At 45.6% G+C, this 23,684-nt stretch carries 19 protein-coding genes and 1 pseudogene; 19 read left to right on the top strand and 1 reads right to left on the bottom strand.

Annotation, left to right across the window (positions count from 1 at the left end; genetic code table 11):
• Window positions 1–243: 243 nt before the first annotated feature.
• From ymfI to G588_RS0116405, 18 genes are all read left to right on the top strand, one after another.
• Complete coding sequence (gene ymfI, locus G588_RS0116490; protein ID WP_022779809.1) at window positions 244–966, top strand: elongation factor P 5-aminopentanone reductase; 723 nt, start codon at window positions 244–246, stop codon at window positions 964–966.
• Between the two features lie 130 nt (window positions 967–1,096).
• Window positions 1,097–2,035, top strand: coding sequence for a thioredoxin-disulfide reductase (trxB, locus tag G588_RS0116485; RefSeq protein ID WP_022779808.1), 939 nt, complete (start codon window positions 1,097–1,099; stop codon window positions 2,033–2,035).
• Between the two features lie 174 nt (window positions 2,036–2,209).
• The gene (locus G588_RS0116480; protein WP_026668858.1) at window positions 2,210–3,529 is read left to right on the top strand and encodes a C40 family peptidase; all 1,320 of its coding nucleotides are present in this window, start codon (window positions 2,210–2,212) and stop codon (window positions 3,527–3,529) included.
• Between the two features lie 178 nt (window positions 3,530–3,707).
• Window positions 3,708–4,805 (top strand): radical SAM protein, encoded by a 1,098-nt coding sequence (locus tag G588_RS20760; protein ID WP_022779806.1) that lies wholly within the window; start codon window positions 3,708–3,710, stop codon window positions 4,803–4,805.
• Between the two features lie 15 nt (window positions 4,806–4,820).
• Window positions 4,821–6,260 carry a WecB/TagA/CpsF family glycosyltransferase gene (locus G588_RS23195; protein ID WP_022779805.1) on the top strand — a complete coding sequence of 480 codons (1,440 nt, stop codon included), beginning with the start codon at window positions 4,821–4,823 and terminating at the stop codon, window positions 6,258–6,260.
• Window positions 6,261–6,297: 37 nt separating this feature from the next.
• Window positions 6,298–7,845: an O-antigen ligase family protein gene (locus G588_RS0116465; protein ID WP_155830821.1), complete on the top strand. Its 1,548-nt coding sequence runs from the start codon at window positions 6,298–6,300 to the stop codon at window positions 7,843–7,845.
• Window positions 7,842–9,284, top strand: coding sequence for a sugar transferase (locus G588_RS0116460; protein ID WP_022779803.1), 1,443 nt, complete (start codon window positions 7,842–7,844; stop codon window positions 9,282–9,284). The genes G588_RS0116465 and G588_RS0116460 overlap by 4 nt, the downstream gene beginning before the upstream one ends.
• Window positions 9,285–9,293: 9 nt before the next feature.
• A complete protein-coding gene (locus tag G588_RS0116455) occupies window positions 9,294–10,370 on the top strand; it encodes a GDP-mannose 4,6-dehydratase (RefSeq protein WP_022779802.1) in 1,077 nt (358 codons plus the stop codon).
• The gene (locus G588_RS0116450; RefSeq protein ID WP_022779801.1) at window positions 10,363–11,832 is read left to right on the top strand and encodes a DUF6056 family protein; all 1,470 of its coding nucleotides are present in this window, start codon (window positions 10,363–10,365) and stop codon (window positions 11,830–11,832) included. Before G588_RS0116455 ends, G588_RS0116450 begins: the two co-directional genes overlap by 8 nt.
• 13 nt (window positions 11,833–11,845) lie before the next feature.
• Complete coding sequence (locus tag G588_RS0116445) at window positions 11,846–12,271, top strand: sugar 3,4-ketoisomerase (protein ID WP_022779800.1); 426 nt, start codon at window positions 11,846–11,848, stop codon at window positions 12,269–12,271.
• The gene (locus tag G588_RS0116440; RefSeq protein WP_022779799.1) at window positions 12,264–13,208 is read left to right on the top strand and encodes a glycosyltransferase family 2 protein; all 945 of its coding nucleotides are present in this window, start codon (window positions 12,264–12,266) and stop codon (window positions 13,206–13,208) included. Before G588_RS0116445 ends, G588_RS0116440 begins: the two co-directional genes overlap by 8 nt.
• A gap of 18 nt (window positions 13,209–13,226) precedes the next feature.
• Window positions 13,227–14,327, top strand: coding sequence for a DegT/DnrJ/EryC1/StrS family aminotransferase (locus G588_RS0116435; RefSeq protein WP_022779798.1), 1,101 nt, complete (start codon window positions 13,227–13,229; stop codon window positions 14,325–14,327).
• Between the two features lie 12 nt (window positions 14,328–14,339).
• Complete coding sequence (locus tag G588_RS0116430) at window positions 14,340–15,551, top strand: glycosyltransferase 87 family protein (protein WP_022779797.1); 1,212 nt, start codon at window positions 14,340–14,342, stop codon at window positions 15,549–15,551.
• A complete protein-coding gene (locus G588_RS0116425; RefSeq protein WP_022779796.1) occupies window positions 15,541–17,097 on the top strand; it encodes a glycosyltransferase family 39 protein in 1,557 nt (518 codons plus the stop codon). Before G588_RS0116430 ends, G588_RS0116425 begins: the two co-directional genes overlap by 11 nt.
• 44 nt (window positions 17,098–17,141) lie before the next feature.
• Window positions 17,142–18,161, top strand: a complete 1,020-nt coding sequence (locus G588_RS0116420) for a radical SAM/SPASM domain-containing protein (protein ID WP_022779795.1) — start codon at window positions 17,142–17,144, stop codon at window positions 18,159–18,161.
• On the top strand, window positions 18,161–19,897 hold the full coding sequence (locus G588_RS0116415; RefSeq protein ID WP_022779794.1) for a DUF6044 family protein: 1,737 nt from the start codon (window positions 18,161–18,163) through the stop codon (window positions 19,895–19,897). The genes G588_RS0116420 and G588_RS0116415 overlap by 1 nt, the downstream gene beginning before the upstream one ends.
• A 61-nt stretch (window positions 19,898–19,958) precedes the next feature.
• Complete coding sequence (locus tag G588_RS0116410) at window positions 19,959–20,921, top strand: glycosyltransferase family 2 protein (protein ID WP_022779793.1); 963 nt, start codon at window positions 19,959–19,961, stop codon at window positions 20,919–20,921.
• Window positions 20,914–22,116, top strand: a complete 1,203-nt coding sequence (locus G588_RS0116405) for a lipopolysaccharide biosynthesis protein (protein ID WP_022779792.1) — start codon at window positions 20,914–20,916, stop codon at window positions 22,114–22,116. The genes G588_RS0116410 and G588_RS0116405 overlap by 8 nt, the downstream gene beginning before the upstream one ends.
• 1 nt (window position 22,117) lies before the next feature.
• Here the strand turns inward: G588_RS0116405 and G588_RS0116400 are convergent, their stop codons facing one another.
• A complete protein-coding gene (locus tag G588_RS0116400; protein WP_022779791.1) occupies window positions 22,118–23,332 on the bottom strand; it encodes an SGNH/GDSL hydrolase family protein in 1,215 nt (404 codons plus the stop codon).
• A gap of 161 nt (window positions 23,333–23,493) precedes the next feature.
• Here G588_RS0116400 and G588_RS23480 point away from each other — a divergent pair.
• Window positions 23,494–23,684, top strand: a pseudogene (locus G588_RS23480) (transposase); the annotation flags it as partial.

The raw sequence follows: 23,684 nt of genomic DNA, 5'->3' as shown, positions 1-23,684 counted from the left end.
GTCAAAAGTCAAAAATGCGTACATGCTTGCATGTTAAGCATTTTGACTTTATGACCCGAACAAATATGAGGAATAAGCAATTTACGCAGTAAATTAGCGGTTTCCGAATATTTGCAGAATTGCGAAAATGACTTTAGTCATGGAGCAATTCGTATATCATATAATGATGACATAGGCTTGCGAGAGTTATTTGCAACGGAGTAAGCCCTATGCCATCGATTGTTTATTGGGGAAGGGAGCGCAATGAACAGAAAAGTACTGATTACAGGAGCATCAAGAGGAATAGGAAGCGCTGTGGCAGAGGCTTTTGCAGGGGCTGGAGACGAACTGTATCTGACCTGCAGGGAGAACATCGACATGCTCTGCGAGCTCAAGGCCTCTCTTGAGGATAAATACGGCGTTACCTGTCACGCCATATCCTGTGACATGGGGGATTATGGCGATGTGGCAGGCATGTTCGAAGAGATAGATGATCTTGATATAGTGGTTAATAATGCAGGTATCGCATGGCTTGGCCTTTTGACAGATATGACTCCAACGCAGTGGCAGCGCCTCATGGATACCAATCTCAATTCTTTATTCTATACATCCAAATTTGCAGTTCCTATGATGGTAAAAAAGAAATCCGGACGGATTATCAATATTTCCTCAGTATGGGGAAGTGTCGGAGCATCCTGCGAGGTGGCTTATTCTGCCTCCAAGGGCGGAGTCAACGCTTTTACCAGAGCACTGGCCAAAGAGCTTGCCCCAAGCGGCATCACCGTCAACGCCATAGCCTGTGGAGTCATTGACACAGACATGAACAGGAAACACCTGACAGAGGGAGACCTTCAGGATCTTAAGGGAGAGATTCCCGCAGACAGACTGGGAGCGCCTAAAGAGGTGGCTGACCTTGTGCTCAAAGTAGCAGAGGCTCCTTCCTATATGACAGGTCAGATAATCACCATAGACGGTGGATGGATCTGATGATATAGGGATTCAAAGTCATGGAGCAATTCGTATATCATCATTTAATAAAAGGACTTTACAAAATACAAATAATGAATATAATTAAATTGTGTACAATCTAAAACACTTTTTCACAAGGAGGTTAATTATGTACGATCTTATAATCATTGGTTCAGGTCCCGCCGGTCTTTCAGCTGCAGTATATGCCAAGAGAGCCGGCCTTAATATGATAATCATAGAGAAGAACCCCGTCAGCGGAGGACAGATAATCGACACCTATGAGGTCGACAACTATCTCGGAATCCCGGGAGTTAACGGCTTTGACCTTGCAATGAAGTTCAGAGAACACGCCGACAAGCTCGGAGCTGAGTTTGTGGATGCCACTGTATCAGGTGTTGAGTGCGTAAGAGAGGCAACGGATACTCAGGCACCTGTCTATAAAGTCAAGACAGATAACGGCGATTATGAAGGACATACGGTTCTTCTTGCAACAGGAGCACATCATTCCAAACTGGGCATTCCCGGCGAGGAGGAATACATCGGCAAGGGCGTATCCTACTGCGCAACCTGCGACGGCGCTTTTTACAAGGGCAAGGTTACAGCGGTTAACGGCGGCGGAGACGTGGCTGTTGAGGATGCAATCTTCCTGTCCAGATTCTCCAGCAAGGTATACCTTATTCATAGAAGAGATGAGCTAAGAGCTACCAAGATACTTCAGGATGAGCTCTTTGGCATAGATAACATAGAGGTTATCTGGGACAGTGTTGTTAAGGAGATCAAGGGTGAGGACAAGGTTACAACCTTAAGTGTTCAGAATGTTAAGTCAGGCGACGAATCCGAACTTAATGTAGATGGTATATTTGTTGCCATCGGAATTCATCCGTCCACAGATCTTTTTGCATCCCTTGTAAAATGTGATGAAAATGGATACGTAATTGCGAATGAAGACGGAATTACTTCTGCACCCGGAATTTTTGTTGCAGGAGATTCCAGAAAAAAGAGATTAAGACAAATTGTCACAGCAGTCGCAGATGGCGCAAATGCAGTGACCGCCGTTCAGGATTTCCTCGTCGGCAAGGAGAAATAAATTTACAAAGGTCTAAAATAAATGAACTGAAATTTGTAACGAAAAGGTTTAAGAAGTGGTGAATTTATCGGTATTTCGCCACTTCTTAAATTAGTTTAGGGTTGACAAAAAATCATAATTAGTTTATATTTTTTTAAGATGTAACAAATTCCGTAACATTTTAGGAGGTAAGTTTTGAGTAAAGCGAGAATGCAGCTGATCGCTATGGCTATTACAGCTGCGGTAACTTTTTCAGGCTACAGTGTAGACGCTATTGCTGCATCAAATAAGAAGGTTACAACGGTTATGCCCCAGGCAGGAATTACTTATGCAATGGGTAATAATCAGGTTTCAGTCAGCAACCTTCAGCAGTCGGTAGACGAAGATAATGAGAATAATACAGGTGCAGGTAACAAGGCTTCATCTGATATAGTAGAATCTTCTGATGCTATCAAGGATGTAACACCCAGTGCTTCAACCGTTACAGATAAGGTTTTATCAGATATTCAGAACGCAACAGGAGCTATTATCAAGAACACTGCCAAGAATGCAGAGGCAGCATCCGAGGATGCTTCCCGGTCAGAGGAAGAGCGTTTCAAGTCATTGGTTATTGCCAAGGTTTATGACTATGTTAACGTAAGAGATCTTCCCAGCGAGCAGGACGGCAAGATCATTGGTAAGCTTTATGATAAGTCCGTAGGTACTTTTATTGAAGAGACAGATGGCTGGTACAAGATCAAGTCCGGTTCCGTTGAGGGCTATGTCAAGGCTGAGTACTGTGTAACAGGTGACGACGCCGTTGAGCTTGCCAAGGAAGTTGGCACCAGAATCGCAACCGTTACCACCACCACTCTTAAGGTAAGAAGTGGCCCCGGTCTTGATGAGACAGTACTTGGTCTCGTTCCCATCGAGGATGAACTTGTTGTAGTAGAAGAACTTGACGGTTGGGTCAAGGTTAACATCGAGGAAGGTGACGGATATGTTTCAACTGACTACGTTACCCTTTCCACAGAGTTTGTAGAGGCTGAGTCCAAGGAAGAAGAGGAAGCAAGACTTGCCAAGGAGAAGGCAGCAAGAGAGGCCGCTCAGAAGGCAGCCAAGTCCGGTACTTCCAAGTCCTCCTCAAGCTCCAACTACAATTCAGCTCAGACCTATACAACACAGAGCAGTTCCATCGGTTCAGCTGTTGCTCAGTTTGCGCTTCAGTTTGTTGGTAATCCTTATGTATATGGTGGAACCAGTCTTACCAACGGCGCTGACTGTTCAGGATTTGTAATGAGTGTTTACAACAACTTCGGTGTAAGCCTTCCTCATTCCTCAGGTGCTGACAGAAGCGTTGGAGCAGCTGTAGACGGACTTGCCAATGCACAGCCCGGCGATATCGTCTGCTACTCAGGTCACGTTGCTATCTACATCGGTAACGGCCAGATCGTACATGCATCAACAGCCAAGACAGGTATCAAGGTATCTGATGCAAGCTACAGATCAATCCTTGCAGTAAGACGTATCTTCTAATTAAATTAGACATGCTAAAGAGACATAGACATTCATCGTGGGAGTCTACTCACTGAGGTGAATGGATATGTCTCTTTTTTTATACGGTGCATATTTGCCACTGCTTGACCCTATAGGGTATAATGAGATGTTGTCGGAATACTGACATCTGATACTAGTAATTTCGGGAGAGTTATAAATGTCTAAGAAGTTAAACGGAACAGTTATCGTAACCTACAGATGTAATGCCCGCTGCAATATGTGCAACAGGTACAAGGCACCTTCAGATCCTAAGGATGAGATATCCATTGAGACTATAAAGAAGCTTCCGCCCATGTACTTTACCAACATAACCGGCGGAGAACCCTTTATCCGTGAGGATATTAAGGACATCGTAAGAGAACTTCGCAAAAAGAGCGACAGAATAGTAATATCCACCAACGGCTTTTTTACAGATAAGATAATAGATCTGTGCAAGGAGTTTCCTGATATCGGTATCAGAATCTCCATCGAGGGACTTGAGCAGACCAACAATGAGATAAGAGGTCTTCCCGACGGCTTTAACAAGGGTTATACAACTCTTAAGAAGCTCCGCGAGATGGGAATGAAGGATGTTGGCTTTGGAATGACAGTTCAGGACAGAAATGCTCCGGACCTGTGCGAGCTCTACAAGCTCTCCGATGAGCTTGGAATGGAATTTGCAACAGCTTCACTCCACAACAGCTTCTATTTTGTTGAGGCCAAGAATATCATCCATGACAGACCAATGGTCGCTCAGCACTTTGAGGACCTTGTAAATATGCTCCTTAAGTCTAACAGCCCCAAGAAGTGGTTCAGAGCGTATTTCAATCACGGACTTATTAACTATATCTACGGACAGAAGAGACTTCTTCCCTGCGATATGAGTTTTGATACCTTCTTTATCGACCCCTACGGCGATGTAATGCCCTGCAACGGAACCAAGGACAAGGAGGTTATGGGCAACCTCAACGAGCAGTCCTGGGATGAGCTCTGGAACTCCGATCAGGCAGAGGTTGTCAGGAAAAAAGTAAGACACTGCGACAGAGACTGCTGGATGATCGGTTCGGTATCTCCCGCAATGCACAAATATATATGGGTTCCCGCCCTTTGGGTCATCAGACACAAATTCAAGGCTCTGTTTACCAAGAAGCCTTATTCAATGTATGAGCTCAAGGTCGTAAGGGACTACCGCGACGGCAAGGTTACCAAGGAAGAACTTGATAAATGCAGCACCTGCGATATGTGCGCAGTTGTAAATGACGGACTAAAAAAATGATCTGGGAAGAAGAACATGAATAACAGCAGTAAAGTAGCATACCCCAAAAGAAGAGTGTTTATAATAGATGAGCTGGCTTTGATTCTGGCTTTCTTTACTGCGCTTGTCATAAGATATCGCAGCAATGTGGTCAACTGGAAGCAGTTCTATGACGGACTGTACATATCCTTCCTGGTGGTTTTATTCCTGCTACAGATAATTATCTTCCTCCTCTATGATCTGAGGAAAAAGTCCATGTACCTTATGGACCCTGTGGAGAACTTTTTTACCGTAGCCAAGGGCAAGATCCTTCTGATAGCACTGGGACTTTTGTATCTGTATTCTGTGCAAAGAGGCACAGAATCCTCAAGATTCGTTGTGGCAGCCATTCCTCTTATAGACATTGTTTACGATTTTATTTTCAGAATGCTTTTGAAAAAGCAATATTTTGCAAAGGCAACCACTGAGGAAAAATGCAGAACCTACCACGTCTTCAGGCCTTACCCCTCTGTGGAGGATATTACAAGTGCTTTTGCCAAAGGAGACTATGATGAGCTGCTGATCCACGATGCAGACAGTGATAACGAGGAAGCCGCGGAGCAGATCATTGCAGCCGCCGAGGCAGCAGGCATCAGAGCCTACGTGAATATGAACACTCTCGGCTACAGCGTAAGATCCGGCATTGCCACTGATATTGATGATTATGCGGCGATTCCCGTCAGCGTAAGAAAAGAGAAATTCAACCTTTTTGGCATAGAGTATTCCATCGCCAGATGTGAGGAAGCGGTCTTGCATGTCATGAGGCATATCAAGGAGCTCTCCGGTGAATATATCTGTTTTTCCAACGTGCACACCTGTGTAATGGGCAAGGACGATCCGGAGTACAGACAGGTTCTTAACGATGCGGCCTTTGTGTTCCCTGACGGAGCACCTATAGCCAAGCTTCAGCAGAGGAAGGGCTATATCGGCGCAGAGCGCGTGGCCGGTCCTGATTTTATGGAGCACATATTCAGAGACTCCTGTGACGGCAAGATAACCCATTACTTCTACGGCGCTTCCGAGAACACTATAGAAGAGCTCAAGAAGAGCCTGGCAGAGAAGTATCCGGGAATGGTGGTAAAAGGTTATTATTCACCTCCCTTCAAGCCTCTTACCAAGGAGGAGGACGAGGAAGATGTAAGGCGCATCAATGAATCCGGCGCCGATATTGTATGGATAGGTCTTGGTGCTCCCAAGCAGGAGAAGTGGATGAAGGCTCACAGGGGAAGAGTCAATGGAGTTATGATGGGAGTTGGAGCAGGCTTCGATTTCCATGCCGGTACAATCAAGAGAGCTCCGGTCTTTGTTCGCAAGATTGGACTTGAGTGGCTCTACAGGCTGTTTCAGGATCCTAAGAGACTTATCGGGAGATATTTTGTTACCAATTTGAAATTTATCTGTTATTTAACTATCGACAGAATTTTTCACAGGGGATGATTCGGGGAGAAATATGACTTTTTTTTCTGAGGAAAATATGGATAAAAGGGCAAAAATAGGAGAAGGCATATACCTTCTCTATTTTGCTGTTATGATAGGCGCAAGGGCTGCGGGACTCTATGAAGGCATGACAGTGTACAATATTCTGCTGGCTCTTGGGCTGCTATTGTTTGGCGTCAAGTTCGTGGTAACAGTGAGCAGTATTAAGGAATACGCTGGTGCAGCTCTCCTTCTTGGCGTAGCCGGCGTTGTGTATCTGTTTACCGGTGAAAAGGGACTCATTGTCTGTTTCTCCATGCTTCTTGGAATGAAGCTTGTGTCCGTCAAGAAGGTCATAGTCACAGGTATCGCCGTATCAGGGACTCTGATCATAGGTAAGATCCTCTGCGGAGTAACAGGGCTCCTTCCTGAGATTTATTACCCCCAGGAGAGAAGCGGCGTGGGCCTTATGTTCAGACATGCTCTTGGCTATGCCCATCCCAATACGCTTCACATGAATGTGCTGATGCTCAGCATGCTGGTCATGTTCTTTGTAAGTAAATATGTGGCCAAAAAGAATGTAAAGTTTCTTCTTATTTTTTCCATCCTCGTTCTGGCCTTTAATCTCTATGTATTTAACTACTCCGGCAGCAGAACCGGAATCCTGGCCTGCGTAGTGTACCTTGTTATAAATTTCTGGTTCAGTATGCGCCAAAGACCGGGGCTCTTGGAGAAGATCCTGTGCTATATCGCCTACCCTGCGGTGTGCTTCATTTGCATAGCAGGCCCCAGGATACTTCCATGGAGCATTTTTGAACTAGTGGATCAGAAGATATTCACCACGAGATTTACCATCGCCAGATACTTCTGGGAGAATAATCATTTATCACTCTTTGGAATCAGACTTAACAATCCCAATCCCAGATATGCCACCTACGGAATAGACATGGCTCAGCTCTATCTGTTCCTGCAGCTGGGACTTGTTGCTTTTGCGGTTATCAGCGTGATCACCATGCTGTTTGTTCATCTGAGTCTCAAAAAGGGCAATATGCAGGAACTTGCTGTACTTATGGGAATGCTGTGCCTTGGCATCTGGGAGCCTCTTTTGTATAACCTGGGCTTTAAGAACTTCATCTATGTTTTTATGGGAGCTCTTTTTTACGGACTTCTGGGCATGGCAAAAGAGGATGAGACTGCCCTTGATGGCGCTGATTCCCGTACTGTCAGACTTACAAGGCTAATGATGAAGGCGATTGCTTGTGGAATAGCTGCGGGAGTAGCGATATTTTTTGCCTGTATGTTATTTACAACTGTGCCCGGTAATCTGTACGGAGACAGGCAGCAGGATGAGAGCGGCAAGAGCTTCGAGATGCAGGAGATATATCTGTCCGAGGAAGAGGTATCTGACCTTAGGGCAGACGGAGCCATAATTGTCGGATATAAGAACAGTTCCACACCTATGTACGAATACGGCCCACAGATTGCCAAGATGGAGTATGACAAGAGAATCCTTAGCGCAGGAGTGTGGGGAGGCGTCATAGTAGCGGCAATATATGTGATGTGCTATACTATTTTGGATAATCAAAGTAAAAGGAACAGGCAATGAATCAAAAAAATAAAGTGCTGCAGACCTATGCGCTATGGATCATAGATATGCTCTGTATCGTGATAACGTATTGTTTTGCAACATGGTTAAGATATCGGAATAATAACGACTGGGGAAACAAGACCCTGCATTATATGGTATGTCTTGTGTTCCTCCTATTTTGCGTTGTATATACTTTCCTCGCTGACTGGAACAGGGACTTTATAACCAGGGGATATATCCTCGAGTTTATCTCGGTGGTGAGGTTCATGGCACTGATGATACTGGTGTCCATGGCGGCGGTTTATTTCCTTAACTGGATCAGCATTCTCTCCAGATTTGTTGTGGGTAACTTCATCTGGATGAACATTCTTCTGACCTATATATCCAGGATAATTTTCAAGAATGCCCTGAGAAAACACATCTCCAACGATGCAAGAGTCACAAGAGTAGTGGTTGTTGCTGAAAAGGAGCTTATTGAGGACACTATCAAAAAACTTGTGGGTAGGAGCAAGGGTCTTGGCTACAAGATAGTAAGAGCCTACTATGTCGAGGATGAGAACAGTAGCGAGACCGCAGGAAGTGACAACGAAGACTGGTATGTGGAGAACGTTCACGTCCACAGAGGAATCGAGAATCTTACTTCCAGACTTATCACAGACCCTTTTGACGAGGTATTTATCAATACCCCCAGCATTCCCCAGAGCCAGATTCAGGACATCATCATTGGTTTTGAGGAAATGGGAATCACCTCCCATTACAATCTCGAGCTCCCCGATGTCAGCAAGGCCGTGACTCAGGTGGATGACTTCCTTGATTACACAGTTATCAGCTACTCAATGTTTAAGAGTAGTTACAAGAGACTCTTTATAAAAAGGATAGTCGACATTATCGGTGGTATTGTAGGATTGATCCTCACCGGCATCATCACGATTTTCCTGGCACCGGCGATCAAGCTGGATTCCCCGGGACCTGTATTTTTCTCACAGGTCAGGATCGGCAAGAACGGAAGGCGCTTCAAGATCTACAAGTTCAGATCCATGTACATAGACGCCGAGGAGAGGAAAAAAGAACTGGAAGCCCGGAATGAGATGAAGGGCCTTATGTTCAAGATGGAGAACGACCCAAGAGTTACCAAGGTGGGAGCCTTCATCAGAAAGACCAGTCTTGATGAGTTCCCGCAGTTTCTCAATGTCCTTAAGGGCGACATGAGCCTTGTGGGCACCAGACCACCCACAGAGGCTGAGTTCAAGCAATACAACGAGCATTATAGAAGAAGACTCTCCATGACACCGGGACTTACCGGCTTGTGGCAGATCAGCGGCAGAAGCGACATCGAGGACTTCGATGAAGTGGTTAAGCTTGATCTTAAATATATAGATAACTGGAGCCTTACGGAGGATTTCAAGATCCTTATCATGACCGTGGGCGTTGTCCTTTTCGGTAAGGGCGCAAAGTAAAGGAGAAATATGCTTACTAAGAATATTGATTTGGAAAACAAGAGAGTACTTGTAACGGGAGCCGCAGGCTTCATCGGCTCAGGACTTACAACCCAGCTTCTTACAAGATACAAGAACATCACAATCCTTGGTATCGACAACATGAATGACTACTATGATGTAGGCATCAAGGAGGACAGATTAAAGAGGATAGATCAGGTGTCTGAGGGACGTTTTTCCCTTATAAGAGACAGCATCGCTAACAGAGACACCGTTGATAAGATCTTCAGAGACTTTAGACCCGACGTTGTTGTCAATCTGGCTGCTCAGGCCGGGGTTCGTTATTCAATCGAGAATCCGGACGCTTATATCGAGTCCAACATGCTGGGCTTTTACAATATTTTGGAGGCCTGCAGACATTCCTACGACGAGGAGAACAGGAAAGACGGCTATAACGGAGTTCTTCACCTTGTATATGCCTCCAGCTCCAGTGTATACGGCAGCAACAAAAAGATTCCTTACAGCGTAGAGGACAAGGTAGATAATCCTGTTTCCTTATATGCTGCCACCAAGAAGTCCAACGAGCTTTTTGCCCATGCATATTCCAAGCTCTATGGCATTCCTTCCACAGGACTTCGTTTCTTTACGGTATACGGACCTGCAGGAAGACCGGATATGGCATATTTTGGTTTCACCAACAAGCTTGTTAAGGGCGAGACCATCAGAATATTTAACTTTGGCAATTGCAAAAGAGATTTTACCTACGTCGATGACATCGTTGAAGGCGTTATCAATGTAATGCAGAAGTCTCCCGATGAGAACGAGAACGGCGTTAAATACAATGTCTACAACATCGGTAACAACGATCCCGTCAATCTCCTTGACTTCGTGGATATCCTTCAGCAGGAGCTTATAGCTGCAGGAGTACTTCCACAGGACTATGACTTTGAGGCTCACAAGGAACTGGTTCCCATGCAGCCCGGAGATGTTGAGATAACCTACGCTGATGTGACAGCACTTCAGCAGGACTTCGGCTTTAAGCCCGCCACCGATCTTAGAAGCGGACTTAAGCGCTTTGCAGCATGGTACAAGGAGTATTATGGTTAAGCTTAAGGTAAAGCATTTAAGCACGGCCCTTACGGTGCTGTATATACTTGGCATAATACCTATAGTTATTCTGGGGTTCTACAATTTCCCCTCTGCCGATGACTTCTCCATGGCTCTTGAGACCCATCAGAAGTTCGCATCCACGGGGAATGTGTTTGCTGCCCTTGCCCACGGCCTGTATATGGGCTATTGGTACTATATGAACTGGACGGGCTATTTTTTCTCAGCGGCTCTGACAGCTCTGTGCCCGGCAGTATTCACTGAAGGGCTATACAGCCTGACCACGGTGATAATGCTGGCAAGCCTTACCTTCGGAGCATTATTTTTCTTCGATGCTGCTTTGGCCAGAAAGCTTGGTTTACCCCGGGAGAATGCCAGAATCGTTGCGTTTTTGACACTCCTTCCCATGATAGAGAGCATGCCGGTGGGTGGCCCTCGTAACGAGGCCTTCTACTGGTACAGCGGAAGCATTAACTACTGCTTCATGTTCGGCCTTGGACTTATCTATGCCGGAATGATCTTAAGGCTCTCAGAGCGACGACCTGAGCAAAAAAATACCGCTCTTCTTATTGGAACTTCAGTCTTCGGACTACTGCTTGGCGGAGCCAATTACATGACTGCTCTGTCTCTGGCTGTTGTATCAGCTTCATTTGCGGTAATGGATATACTGGTCCGCAGAAAAAGTGATAAGAAGACAAAGAGCTATTTATGGATTCCCGCGATATTTAACCTCCTGGGTCTTATTACTTCAATGATCGCACCGGGAAACAGCGTGCGCGGGGAGATGCTTAATTCCATGAACCCTGTGGTCGCCGTTATCAGATCTATCTACCATGTATTTGATCTGTGCATTAACGGACAGCTTAAGTGGGAAGTAATAGTGATGCTTGCAGTTGTTTCGGTTGTATGCTTTGCAGCTTCCGGGCAGGTACAGCACCGCTTTGAACATCCGATACTGTTTTCGGTATTCTGCTTTCTTATGGTTGCGGTTAATATCGTGCCACCTCTTTATGCCACAGGAAGCTTCGAGGCAGGAAGAATGGTTTCGATAATATGGATGCAGTTTGTTCTTATGATGGTTCTTATAGCCATGTATGTCAGCATCTGGCTGGGGCAGCGCCTTAGAGCCAAGGACTGCGCCAAGGCAATCAGCGGAGTGCTTCCTCTTGCGGCGCTTCTTGTGACAGGTCTTGTCCTCTCAGTCTATGTGGACAGGGATTACATCACTTCAACCTCTGCCATATCGGAGCTGATGAGCGGCGAGGCATCAGTTTATGCTTCTGAGAACAGACAGCGTCTTGAGATACTTAAGGACAGCACCGCTTTGGATGCGGAATTACCTGCACACAGCGTCAAGCCTTCTTTATTGTACTTCTCGGATATTACTGAGGATACGCAGGACTGGGTAAACAAGGCGGTGGCGGAATATTATGATAAAAACAGCGTTAAGCTTGTGAAATAGAATTGGAGTTATTATGGCGAATTTTGACAACTGTAAATACAGGGTTATAGAGTTCAAGGAACTTGGCGATGAGAGAGGAAACCTTGTGGTTGCCGAGGGCTCAGGCTTCGACATCCCCTTTGACATTCGAAGAGTGTTCTACATCTACGGCTCAGACCCTGATATCAGAAGAGGCAATCATGCCAACAGATATACCAAATTTGTACTTATCAATGTAAGCGGCAGCAGCAAGGTTCTTGTTGATGACGGCGAGAAAAAAGAGATTGTGGTTCTCGACAAGCCCAGAATGGGCCTCTATCTTGGTCCCATGGTCTGGAAGGAAATGTATGACTTTTCCCCGGACTCCGTTCTGTTATGTCTTGCCAGCGAGCACTACATTGAGAGCGAATATATTCGTGACTATGACGCCTTTGTTAAGGAGATAAAAGATAATGAGTAAGATTTCAATCGTAGTTCCCGTGTACTACAATGCCGACACGCTGGAACTTCTGTACGCTGATATGAAGGAGAAGATCCTTGGCAAAATAGGTGACTATGAGCTTGTATTTGTTGACGACGGCTCAGGCGATAATTCCTGGGAGATCATTCAGAAGATAGCTGCAATGGACCCAAACGTTGTCTGCACCAAGCTCTCAAGAAACTTTGGAGAACATGCCGCACTTCTTGCGGGACTCTCAGTATGTACCGGTGACTGCGCCGTTACCAAGCAGGCGGATCTTCAGGAGGATTCCACTCTTATCCTTGATATGTATGAGAGCTGGAAGAGAGGCAACAAGGTGGTTCTTGCCATCAGAGAGTCAAGAGATGAGAACCCCATCAAGAAGTTTTTTGCAGGCTGTTATTACTGGCTTGTGAGAAAGACCATCAACAAGGATATGCCCCAGGGCGGCTGCGACTGCTATCTGGTGGACAGACAGGTCATCAAGGTCCTTCAGATGATGGATGAGAAGAATTCCTCACTGACACTTCAGGTTATGTGGGTAGGCTTTAAGACAGAGAAGATCTACTTCCACAGAAAAGATCGTGAAGTCGGCAAGTCCAGATGGACCCTTGCCAAGAAGGTCAAGCTGGTGGTGGATTCCATGATGAGTTTCACCTATTTCCCCATCAGATTCATGGCAACCATGGGCTTTGTTTTCGCCCTTTTAGCACTTGTCGGAATCATTATGGTCATCAGGGAAAAGCTGGTTCTTGGAACACCGATCCTTGGTTACGCCTCAATCATGAGCGTTGTTTTGTTTGGATTCGGAGTTATTTTCATCATGCTCTCGATACTGGGAGAGTATATCTGGCGAGCCCTTGAGGAAGCCAGAAACAGGCCGCCTTTTATCATCGATGAGGTCAGAAGACCTGACGGGGACGACAAAAAGGACTGAGCCACATAGGAGAATATTATGGAAAAAATTATGCAGGGCCGCATGGACAGAGGCTTTGAGAAATATCAGAAGGAATATGAGGACAAGGCCTTAGAGGTATTAAGAAGCGGCTGGTATATCATGGGCAAAGAACTGGAGAGCTTCGAAGAGGAGTATGCCCGTTATGTTGGCACCAAGTACGCAGTAGGCGTAGCCAACGGACTTGACGCCCTGTGGCTTGCTTTCAAGGTACTTGGAATAGGTGAAGGCGATGAAGTTATTGTTCAGGGCAATACCTATATAGCCAGCGTTATGGGAATCACAATTAACGGTGCAACTCCTGTAATTGTAGAGCCTGACAAATATTATCAGATCGACGCTGACAAGATCGAAGAGAAGATCACTGACAAGACCAAGGCAATCCTTGTGGTACATCTCTACGGACAGGCTGCCAACATGACCAAGATCTGTGATATCTGCAAGAGACACAACCTGCGCCTTGTGGAAGACTGCGCCCAGTCCCACGGAGCATATCACGGGGATAAGATGACTGGAAGCTTTGGAGATATCGGATGCTTTTCCTTCTATCCTTCCAAGAATATGGGAGCCTTCGGCGATGCCGGAGCCATCACAACAGATGATCCGGAGCTTGCAAGGCTCATGAAGATATACAGAAACTACGGCAGTGAGAAGCGCTATTACAATATGGTAGTAGGCGCCAACTCAAGACTTGATGAACTTCAGGCAGGACTTCTTCGTGTTAAGCTCACCCACATGGATGAGATCACAAGGGAGAGGGAGGAGCTTGCAGCCCGCTATGATCAGGGGATAGACAATCCCCTTGTGATTAAGCCCGAAGTTGCCGAAGGTTCAACCTGCGTATGGCATCAGTACGTTCTTCGCGTGCCGGGTAGACGTGATGAATTCAAGCAGTATCTTGAGGACAACGGAGTCGGAACAATTATCCATTATCCTATTCCGCCTCATCTTGCACAGGCCTACGAGTATCTTGGAATCAGCAAGGGGAGCCTGCCCATCACCGAGCGGTATGCAAGTGAAGTAATCTCCCTTCCTATCTACACAGGAATGTACAAAGAGGAACAGGAGAGAGTAATAGAGGTTATTAACAGTTTCAGATAATTTGAGGTTGGGATGAAAAAAGAATTGGCCATAGACAGATTTTTGCGAAACCTAATAGAGAAGCGGCTTTTTGAGATATGTCTGGGACTTGCGCTTGTTGCTGCGTTGCTTTCAAGAGTATTCCTTGCGCCTGACACCTTCCTGTCCCCGGATTATGAGACCTATTACAAGGCCTGGGTTGAATTTTACAGACAAAACGGCGGACTTAAGGGCCTGGAATTTGCTCCGGGTGACTACTATGTCCCCTTTAACGTGATATATGCCCTTTGCTCGTATCTTCCCTGGGAACCCTGGGTTTTACTCAGCATTATCCCATGTGTCTGCGAGCTGGTTTCAACATTTTTTATTTATAAGATACTGAATTTCCTCACCGGCAAAAAAACGGTGTCAGCCTTTGCTGCAACAGCTACCCTGTTCCTTCCTTTCGTTGTTTTCAACGGAGCACTCTGGAAGCAGGTGGATGCGGTATATACCTGTTTTCTTATGATATCTTTGTATGAGGTTCTTAAGGACAGGTACCAAGGAGCACTGATATTTTATGGCATTGCCTTTGCCTTCAAGCTTCAGGCTATCATTTTTTTGCCGGCGCTTCTTATCCTGTATATCAACGGCGGGATTAAGAAAAAGGGCTTCAGCATTCTGGAGTTTTTGTGGATCCCTGTGGTGTACCTGATCGCGGGACTTCCCGAGGTAATTGCCGGGCACGGACTTCGTGCCACATATTTTGCATATCTGGCTCAGACACAAGAGCTTCAGAGCGAGGGGTATGGAATGGTTTCCTACTTCCCCAACCTCTATAATTTCGGATTCGACAATTACGATGAGCTTCTGTCTAAGGGAGCTATCCTGTTACTGTTTACGGTGCTGGTGTTCATAGCATTTTTCTGCTACAGGCACAGGGACCGCTTTGACGAGGCAATGGTCATCAATATGGCGGTATGGACTGCATACACCTGCGTAATGCTGCTTCCGGGAATGCATGAGAGATACGATTATGCGATGCTTCTTTTGCTGACACCCTTTGCAATCACCTGCAACAGGAAGATAGTGATACCCATGATCATGGCTAACATCTGTTCCCTTGCAACCTACGGCACAGTGCTGTTCCATGCGGAGCTGTTCCCGATGCATTACATTGCCCTTGTTTATACTGCGGCATATGTCTGGGTTACAATAGATTTTGTGAGAAAGCTTACCAAAGGAGAGGCCGCAATTGAAGCTTAAGAACGGTTTCAACTTAATAATTGTATTTTGCCTCTCTGTAGCAACTCTGATAGTTTTGGCGGTCAGCTTTTTTACCACGATCTACTATGACATGAATATAGATGTGGACTTCCCGCAGTATGGGAAGGAGAATATACCGGTTCTTCTGATATTAACGGCGGTTTCGCTCTTTGTATTGTACAAGCTATATAGGCGCGGCAAGGCCTTTCTGACAGGGAAGTATGCACTGATATTTGCCCTGGGATTTTGCTTTTGCTACTGCATGATGCTTATTCTTGCAATCAAGCCAAGGGCTGTCAACGACTCCATGTCCCTTAACAGAGTTATCAATGAATTCATGGACGGAGATTACAGCTCCCTTACAACGCCGGGAGAGTACCTGTTTTACTGGCCCTATCAGCTGGGTTATGTGGCCTTTGGACAGATAGTGTGCACGATCTTTGGCAGGGATAATTTTTTTGCCTGGGATATTATCCAGCTGATATCCGTTATGACCACTATGTACCTGCTTCACAGGATTACCCGTGAGATCTTCGACGACGAGGTGGTATGCGGACTTATGGATATGCTGTCCGCCGGGTGTCTGTTTTTCTACAACTATGTTACGTACATATATGGAGACATCCTCAGTATGGGGCCTCAGACCCTTGCACTGTACATGACACTTTTGTATATCAAGAGGGAGAAAAAGAGATATATCCTTGGAGCTGCAGTTTCCATAGCTCTTGCGGTCATGCTGAAAAATAATGCTCAGATCGCACTTATCGCCATGTCGATGCTGATCATCGGAAGTACCGTTAAGGGAGGCTCCGATTTATCCGGAAGGGAAATCGTAAGGAGATTGGCCAAGAGACTTCTAATGGTCCTGGTCCTTGTCCTTGCGGTAAAAGCACAGGGCTACGCAGTTGAGAGCTATTACAAAAAAGCTGCGAATCTCACGGCTCTTCCACAGGGCTGCCCCATGGAATCCTACATTGCAATGGGACTTCAGGAGAGCGAGCTTGAGGACGGATGGTACAATGGTTATCACTACACCATCTACGGTGAGTTCAATGATTACAACAAAGATGCTGCAAGGGATCTGGCAATCGCCAGTATAAAAGAGTCCCTTGGAAGTTTCGTTACAAGACCTCTTCACGGCGGCAGATTTTTACTTCGCAAATTCACCACCCAGTGGGCAGATCCGGTGTGCGTTTCGACCCATAATCTGGACCTTGTCAGCCGACATGTTGAGAATCCGACCAAAATGATGTATTATCTTGTTTTTGGAGAGGGAAGTAAGATTCTTATCTGGGTGATGAATGTTTTTATGACAATTTGTTACCTGTGCGTGCTTATCTGCCTTAAGGAAATGCTGAGGAACAAGACAGTATCCCCGGAGGCTATGTTGTTTCTTATTCTTATCTTCGGAGGAATGGTATTTCATGAATTCTGGGAGGGATCTTCCAGATATGCAATGAGATATTATATATATTGGCTACCCTTTGCGGCAGCCGGACTTAAGACTCTGTTTGACAGGATCTGTGTCAAGATCCACGGAGTCTGACGGTAAGTTAACTAAGTTTTTTAGATTATAGGAGAGTATTAGAAATGCCAATAAGAGTTAACAGTTTCATGGGAAAATTCGGATGGTTTGCAAGGAAGCATTTTCCTATGCTTGCCAGCAACGCTTATCTTAAGCTTCAGTTCACCACAAGAAGCAAGTCTCAGAAGGCTTATTGTGATTACTTCCTGAATGCCAAGGAAGTTCCCATGCCAAACGTAGTAAATATCGAGACCATCAACAGATGTAATTCAACCTGCGCCTTCTGCACAGCAAATGTTCATGCTGAGTGCAGACCTCTTCGCAAGATTGACGACGATCTTTACAGAAGTATCATCGATCAGCTGGCGGACTGGGGCTATAAGGGACATCTTACTCTTTACGGAAATAATGAACCTCTTCTTGATACCGAGATTGTGGAGAGACACAAATACGCAAGGGAGAAGCTTCCTGACAGCTTTATTTTCATGTCAACCAACGGACTTATCCTTACAATTGACAAGTTAAAAGAGGTTGCACCTTACATCAACCAGCTTATCATCAACAACTATTCCATGGAGATGAAGCTCCATGATAATATTAAGGAAATCTATGATTATGTAAAGGCTCATCCCCAGGAGTTCAAGGATCTTGATATCCAGATCCAGATGAGATACCTCCAGGAGGTTCTTACAAACAGAGCCGGCAGTGCACCTAACAAGAAGGCCACCGAGAAGGTTGTCAAGGAGACCTGTCTTCTTCCCTTCACGGATATGTGGATCATGCCCAACGGAAAGATGGGACTTTGCTGCTGTGATAACTTCGAGACCACAGATTTCGGTGATCTTACCAAGGTCAGCCTCAAGGAAGCCTGGGGAAGCGAGCAGTTCCAGCAGGTTAGAAGAAAGATCGCAGAGGGAAGACAGAACTATCCTTTCTGTAAGCACTGCGACTTTATCGATGCGGGCTTCCGTATGCAGCTTGTAAATGCCATCCTTAGCGGTGACCAGGAAGCTGCCAACAAGCTTGGCGGCCATGAGCGTATGAAGATCGGCAAGAAGAATAACGAGGACGACAATATTAAGTAATGAAGCGCTATATGAAGCATTTCGGAACTGCATTTGCCTGTGTGTTTATATTAGCTGTTATCATCTTTTATGCATGTATAGGTGAGAACAGCTATATTGCCGTGCAGGATAATATGGATCTGTTCATAGCTCAGTTTGCCATGCTAAGAAACTCCGGCACGTTTTTTGGATTGGGGTCTGCAGCGCCCTTCCTCGGAGGTGTCTCGAGGGATGTGCTTCCCAGCGAATTGTCGCTGTACACTCTTTTGTACATGTTTCTGCCAAGCTTTGCAGCGTACGTAACCGGCTATGTTCTTAAGGTGGTAATTGCCATCGTATCCTGCAGGCTCCTGTTTCTTGATATGGTACAGGAAAAAAATGAACACACTGAGAACCTGGCAACTCTGACAGGACTATTATACGGCGTCCTTAATCTTTTCCCTGCTTTTGGAATTCCCTTTTCGGCAATTCCGCTGATAGTGTACCTTCTTAGAAAGGTATATGCAGAAAAAAGCCTGAAATGGTACGTTTTGATCTTTCTGTATCCGTTTATTTCCTATTTTTCCTATATAGGATTTTTCATAATCGGCTATCTCTTTGTGGCAGTGATCATTTTCTGGATCAAGGACAGGAAGTTCCCCTTGAGCCTTTTTATCTCAATGATATTACTGTCTCTCGGAAGCGTAGTGTTCGAGTACAGACTGTTTTACATGATGCTCTTTTCCGACACCGCAACCATCAGAGATACAATGGTTCAGACCTATTTCGGAACAGGGGACATGCTCAGGGAGATGTGGGACGTATTCTTAAACGGAATGATGCACATCGAGGATGTTCATAAATATGTGATCCTTCCTGTGTGCGGCATCTACTTCCTGATCCTGAATGGTTCTTATATAGTCAAAAAGAATGTAAAGGGCATGTTTACCGATATCTTCAACTTATGCGCATTGCTCCTTGTTCTGGACTGCGTCGTTTACGGACTGTATTATTCGGAGTTTGTCAACAATCTTATCAAGACCGTTGTGCCGCCTCTTACGGGATTTCAGTATAACCGTACTGTTTTCTTCAATCCCTTTATCTGGTGCGCAATGCTGTTTATTATTGTGTACAGGCTGTCCGGTATGGGCAAAAAGGCTGCAACCGCCTTGGGTTACATCCTTGTGATGGCAGCAGGAGCGGCAGTTCTTCTGTCCCCTACAAGATATAACGATCTGTACAACACTGCCTTTTACACAGTAAGACAGAATGTCTTCGGCAACGTGAATGATGACCTTAATTACAGGGAATTCTATTCTGCGGATTTGTTCAAAGAGATCAAAAAAGACATCGGCTACGAGGATGGTGACTGGGCTGTCGCCTATGGAATGCATCCCGCAGTCCTTGAGTATAACGGTATATCAACCCTTGATGGTTATCTGGGCTTCTATCCCCAGAGCTACAAGGAGGATTTTCGCAAGATCATAGCTCCTGCTCTTGAGCGTAAGGAGAACACCCGCATCTACTTCGATGAGTGGGGTGCCAGGTGTTATCTCTACTCGGGAACGGATGATACCATTGTCATGGCAACCAAGAGCATGACGGGAGTTACCGACAGGGATATTTATATCGATACAGACGCACTTAAGGATCTTGGCTGCAAATATCTGTTTTCAAGGATCGAATTAAGTAACGCTGCTGATGTGGGACTGTCACTCATCGGTGAATATTCCGGCTATGGTTCACCCTATACCATTTATGTGTATACGTCGGATTGACATGATAGTACAATAATTATTAAAGACTTAAGTCTATGAAATTAAGTAAAAGAGGTTAATTATGGATAAAATAGCGGTTTTGATTCCCTGCTACAACGAAGAAAAGACAATTGCCAAGGTTATAAGAGATGCCAAGAAGGCACTCCCCGAGGCTGCCATATATGTCTATAACAACAATTCCAAGGACAGAACTGCCGAGATAGCCGCTGAGGAAGGTGCTATTGTTCGCAACGAGTATATGCAGGGCAAGGGAAATGTTATCAGGCGCATGTTCAGGGAAATCGACGCCCTTGTCTATGTAATGGTGGACGGAGATGACACTTATCCCATGGAGTCAGCTCCTGAGATGGTGGACAAGGTTCTTAACCACAACGCCGATATGGTGGTTGGCGACAGACTCTCATCAACCTATTATCAGGAGAACAAAAGACCCTTCCACAATTTTGGAAATGACCTTGTAAGAGCCAGCATCAACGGCCTTTTTAAGTGCAATATAAGAGACGTAATGACGGGCTTTAGAGCTTTTTCCTACGAGTTTGTTAAGACCTTTCCCGTTCTTTCCAAGGGCTTTGAGATTGAGACGGAGATGACTATCCATGCTGTCTACAACAACATGCAGATAGACAACGTGATCATCGAATACAGAGACCGCCCCGAAGGGTCAGTCAGCAAGCTTAACACCTATGCCGACGGTTTCAAGGTACTCAGAACTATTTTGAGACTGTACAGAAGCTACAAGCCTTTTGGCTTTTTCTTTGGAATTGCAGTGGTACTGGCAGCTCTCTCCATCGGATTCTTTATTCCGATCCTGTTTGCTTACTGGGAGACACATATGGTGCCCAAGATCCCGACGCTTATCGTGTGCTGCTTCGTGATGATGGCTGCGGTCCAGAGCTTTTTTGCCGGAGTTATTCTCTCCACCATGGCTCTGAACAACAGGCGTGAGTTTGAGATGCAGCTCAATATGCTTCAAAGACACAAGGAAACCGACAGGGAAAAAGACGGAAAGACAGAAAATGAGTGATAAATCCGGAAAAAAGCTTGCATTAAATGCTTCAAGAGATTTTATATTCAGCGTCTGTGCGCTGCTTATCTATAACGGTGTTCTTCAGCTGCTCATCTATCCCGGTCTAAATGACCGGATGGGTGCCGAGGCTTTTGGCACCGTTCTTTATTTGATTTCAATTGTATCGGTTATGGGAGCGGGCTTTGGAACCGCAGGGAGCTATTCAAGAATGGTGGCCAAAAAGGACAGGGCGCAGGCCAACGGTGATTACAACCTGTTCCTTGCGGTGATCGCTCTTATCAGTATTCCTGTGACTCTGGTTTCGCTGCTGGCTCTTAAGGAACTGAAGGCCGCTGTGTTTGTTCAGGTCCTGGTTCTCATGATCGTGACGGTGCTAAGGTACTATGCGGATGTGGAATACCGCATGAACATCAGATTTGCGGATTACTTCTTCTTTTTCCTGGCAACGTCTGCAGGCTACTGCCTGGGACTGTTCCTGTATCCCTACAGTAGCAGCTGGGTGCTGTGTCTGTTTCTGGGAGAGGCATTCGGAATTATCTATACGATCATCAGAGGTAAGATATTCAGACCGCCCTTTATGGAGCTGTCGCAGTATTACAAAGAGAACTTCAGGTCAGCCTTTATCATATCCGCCAGCAATCTGATCTCTGCGCTGATCCTTAATTCGGACAGGATATTCTTAAGAGTCCTGGTGGGAGCAAGAGAGGTAACGGTGTTCTATACCGCCAGCCTTATCGGCAAGATAGTTGCCATGCTTACTACGCCTCTTAATGGTATAATCATCAGCTATTTTACCAATTACAAGATCAAGATAACCAGGAAGATTTTTGCCGGAATAGGAGCAGGACTGGTGCTTGTATCTGCGGTTCTTGCTCTTATGTGCAGTGCGGTTTCGTATATTTTTGTGAAAATAATGTACCCCGATGTTTTTGATGAGGCCAGGGCTTACTTTTTCCTGGCCAATCTGGGACAGATACTGTTTTTCCTGTCAGGGTCACTGATGGTTGTGGTTCTTAGTTTTACAAAAGAAAAACTGCAGCTTGTTATCAACATTGTATATGTGATAAGCTTCGCTGCAGTTGTTATTCCCGGGACTGTATTATTCGGTCTTGCGGGTATGGCCTACGGCCTTGTTATCGTTAATCTGATAAGACTTATTGTTACGGTAATACTGGGTCTTAGGGCCTTATGATTTATTGCGGGGGTGCCAACAGGTATTCCCCGTTTTGCATTTTCTCATATTCATCGGGATAATACTCGTGCATCATATCTGCGGGGTATCTGTAGTATTCGTCCGGATTGAATTCTGCGATCTTGATGAAATCCGTCTCCATGTAGGCAAAGGGCTCATTTCCTTCGAACCAGTTGGGAATGTGGGCAAGGAGCCTTGCAAATACCTGGCGTCCCTTGAGACTTAAGTGTGTGCCGTCCATAAGATATTCCTCATAGGTATCAAGGTACAGATCACATTTGGAAATGAACATACAGTCAAAGTCTATTACCCCTTCGATCTCAACAACGTTGCCGACCTTTCTTGCGTAATTGGCGAGGGTGTCGATTCCGTTGGAAACCACGTAGGAATCACCGATAAAGTTCCCGTTTCCGTCCTTGTAGATTCCGTAGAAAGGAGTCATGAGAACGATCTTGGCATTGGGACTGATCTTACGAAGTTCGTCGATTCCTGTGTTGAGGGCGCCGAAGAAGGTTTTGACATAATCTACGTCAGTTCCGTTGACGTCCAGAGGCACTTTGTTGAAAAAGTCATTGGCTCCGTATTCCACGAAGTAATAGTCGACCTTGGCGGGATCGATCTTCTCCATTACGCTAAGTACCTCGGGGTTTTTTGAGAGGACCTGTGTGCGGTCTGCTCTTCCCTCAAGGGCATATACGATACCCATGAAGCAGTTGGAGGTGAATTTCTCCGGAGTCAGCTCTGAAGTGGTGGCTTCAAGGGCTGCGGTTGTTCCGCCGATTCCCAGGTTATAGGCTACAGAATTGGGAACTCTTGCGCTTATCAAAGATGCAAGGTCTGTGCCGTCGCTCCTTCCGTTGGCCATCTGGCTGTCACCGATGAAGACCATCTCAACCTTGTCTTCGACCTTCTGCTCTTCCTCTTTATTTTCCTGCGAGCTACTTGCTGCTGAAGAGGCATCTCCGGCAGCTGCTTCCAGTTCCTCGATAATGGGCTCGATAAGGTCCTCTATGACAATGATGTTATCCTCGGAGGATTGCTCCGACGCTGAATCCGATGAAGCCTCCGATGAAGCCTCCGATGAAGCCTCCGCAGAGGAATCCTCGGATACGTTTTCAGTTGCGGGTTTGGGATCGTCCTTGTGAAGGGAACATCCCGTCAGAGTTATTACCGATGCCATGAAGGCAGCAGTAAATATTTTTGTTATTTTTTTCATACTAGAATCTCCTCAAAAATGAAGGTAGTGTCAAATTAACTACCCGTTTTTTAGTTCTAAAACCTTGATTTATCGGGAGTTCAAAATAAAAAGAGCATTGACCTCCCTTTTTGGTATAATGTCAGCGACCAAACTCACAAAATAACCAGGAGACAATGCTCGTGAACATTATACTTTATTTACTTCAAATCATTCAACAACTCTATCAGCAAAACTGCTGGCTGATTAATTTCATCTGCAGATATATACCTCTAAAGCAGTGGGCTTTCGATGATTCTCATTCTCCCAAATATCAAAAGTTCAAAGTCGATGAACTCCCTAAGATTGTCTATTACCATCAGGATTGGGACTG

It is taken from the genome of Butyrivibrio sp. AE3009 (assembly GCF_000420845.1).
Classification (GTDB): domain Bacteria; phylum Bacillota; class Clostridia; order Lachnospirales; family Lachnospiraceae; genus Butyrivibrio.
The sequence above is the reverse complement of the archived record's forward strand: the minus strand, read 5'-3'. Positions and strand labels throughout refer to the sequence as shown.

Excerpts from the sequence above, each read along its gene's own strand:
- G588_RS0116430 (WP_022779797.1), top strand. The coding sequence starts at position 14,340 with ATGAAAAAAGAATTGGCCATAGACAGATTTTTGCGAAACCTAATAGAG.
- G588_RS0116450 (WP_022779801.1), top strand. The coding sequence starts at position 10,363 with ATGGTTAAGCTTAAGGTAAAGCATTTAAGCACGGCCCTTACGGTGCTG.
- G588_RS0116445 (WP_022779800.1), top strand. The coding sequence starts at position 11,846 with ATGGCGAATTTTGACAACTGTAAATACAGGGTTATAGAGTTCAAGGAA.
- G588_RS0116460 (WP_022779803.1), top strand. The coding sequence starts at position 7,842 with ATGAATCAAAAAAATAAAGTGCTGCAGACCTATGCGCTATGGATCATA.
- G588_RS0116420 (WP_022779795.1), top strand. The coding sequence starts at position 17,142 with ATGCCAATAAGAGTTAACAGTTTCATGGGAAAATTCGGATGGTTTGCA.
- G588_RS0116400 (WP_022779791.1), bottom strand. The coding sequence starts at position 23,332 with ATGAAAAAAATAACAAAAATATTTACTGCTGCCTTCATGGCATCGGTA.
- G588_RS0116410 (WP_022779793.1), top strand. The coding sequence starts at position 19,959 with ATGGATAAAATAGCGGTTTTGATTCCCTGCTACAACGAAGAAAAGACA.
- trxB (WP_022779808.1), top strand. The coding sequence starts at position 1,097 with ATGTACGATCTTATAATCATTGGTTCAGGTCCCGCCGGTCTTTCAGCT.
- G588_RS0116440 (WP_022779799.1), top strand. The coding sequence starts at position 12,264 with ATGAGTAAGATTTCAATCGTAGTTCCCGTGTACTACAATGCCGACACG.
- G588_RS0116465 (WP_155830821.1), top strand. The coding sequence starts at position 6,298 with ATGGATAAAAGGGCAAAAATAGGAGAAGGCATATACCTTCTCTATTTT.
- G588_RS0116435 (WP_022779798.1), top strand. The coding sequence starts at position 13,227 with ATGGAAAAAATTATGCAGGGCCGCATGGACAGAGGCTTTGAGAAATAT.
- G588_RS23195 (WP_022779805.1), top strand. The coding sequence starts at position 4,821 with ATGAATAACAGCAGTAAAGTAGCATACCCCAAAAGAAGAGTGTTTATA.
- G588_RS0116405 (WP_022779792.1), top strand. The coding sequence starts at position 20,914 with ATGAGTGATAAATCCGGAAAAAAGCTTGCATTAAATGCTTCAAGAGAT.
- G588_RS0116415 (WP_022779794.1), top strand. The coding sequence starts at position 18,161 with ATGAAGCGCTATATGAAGCATTTCGGAACTGCATTTGCCTGTGTGTTT.
- G588_RS0116455 (WP_022779802.1), top strand. The coding sequence starts at position 9,294 with ATGCTTACTAAGAATATTGATTTGGAAAACAAGAGAGTACTTGTAACG.
- G588_RS20760 (WP_022779806.1), top strand. The coding sequence starts at position 3,708 with ATGTCTAAGAAGTTAAACGGAACAGTTATCGTAACCTACAGATGTAAT.
- ymfI (WP_022779809.1), top strand. The coding sequence starts at position 244 with ATGAACAGAAAAGTACTGATTACAGGAGCATCAAGAGGAATAGGAAGC.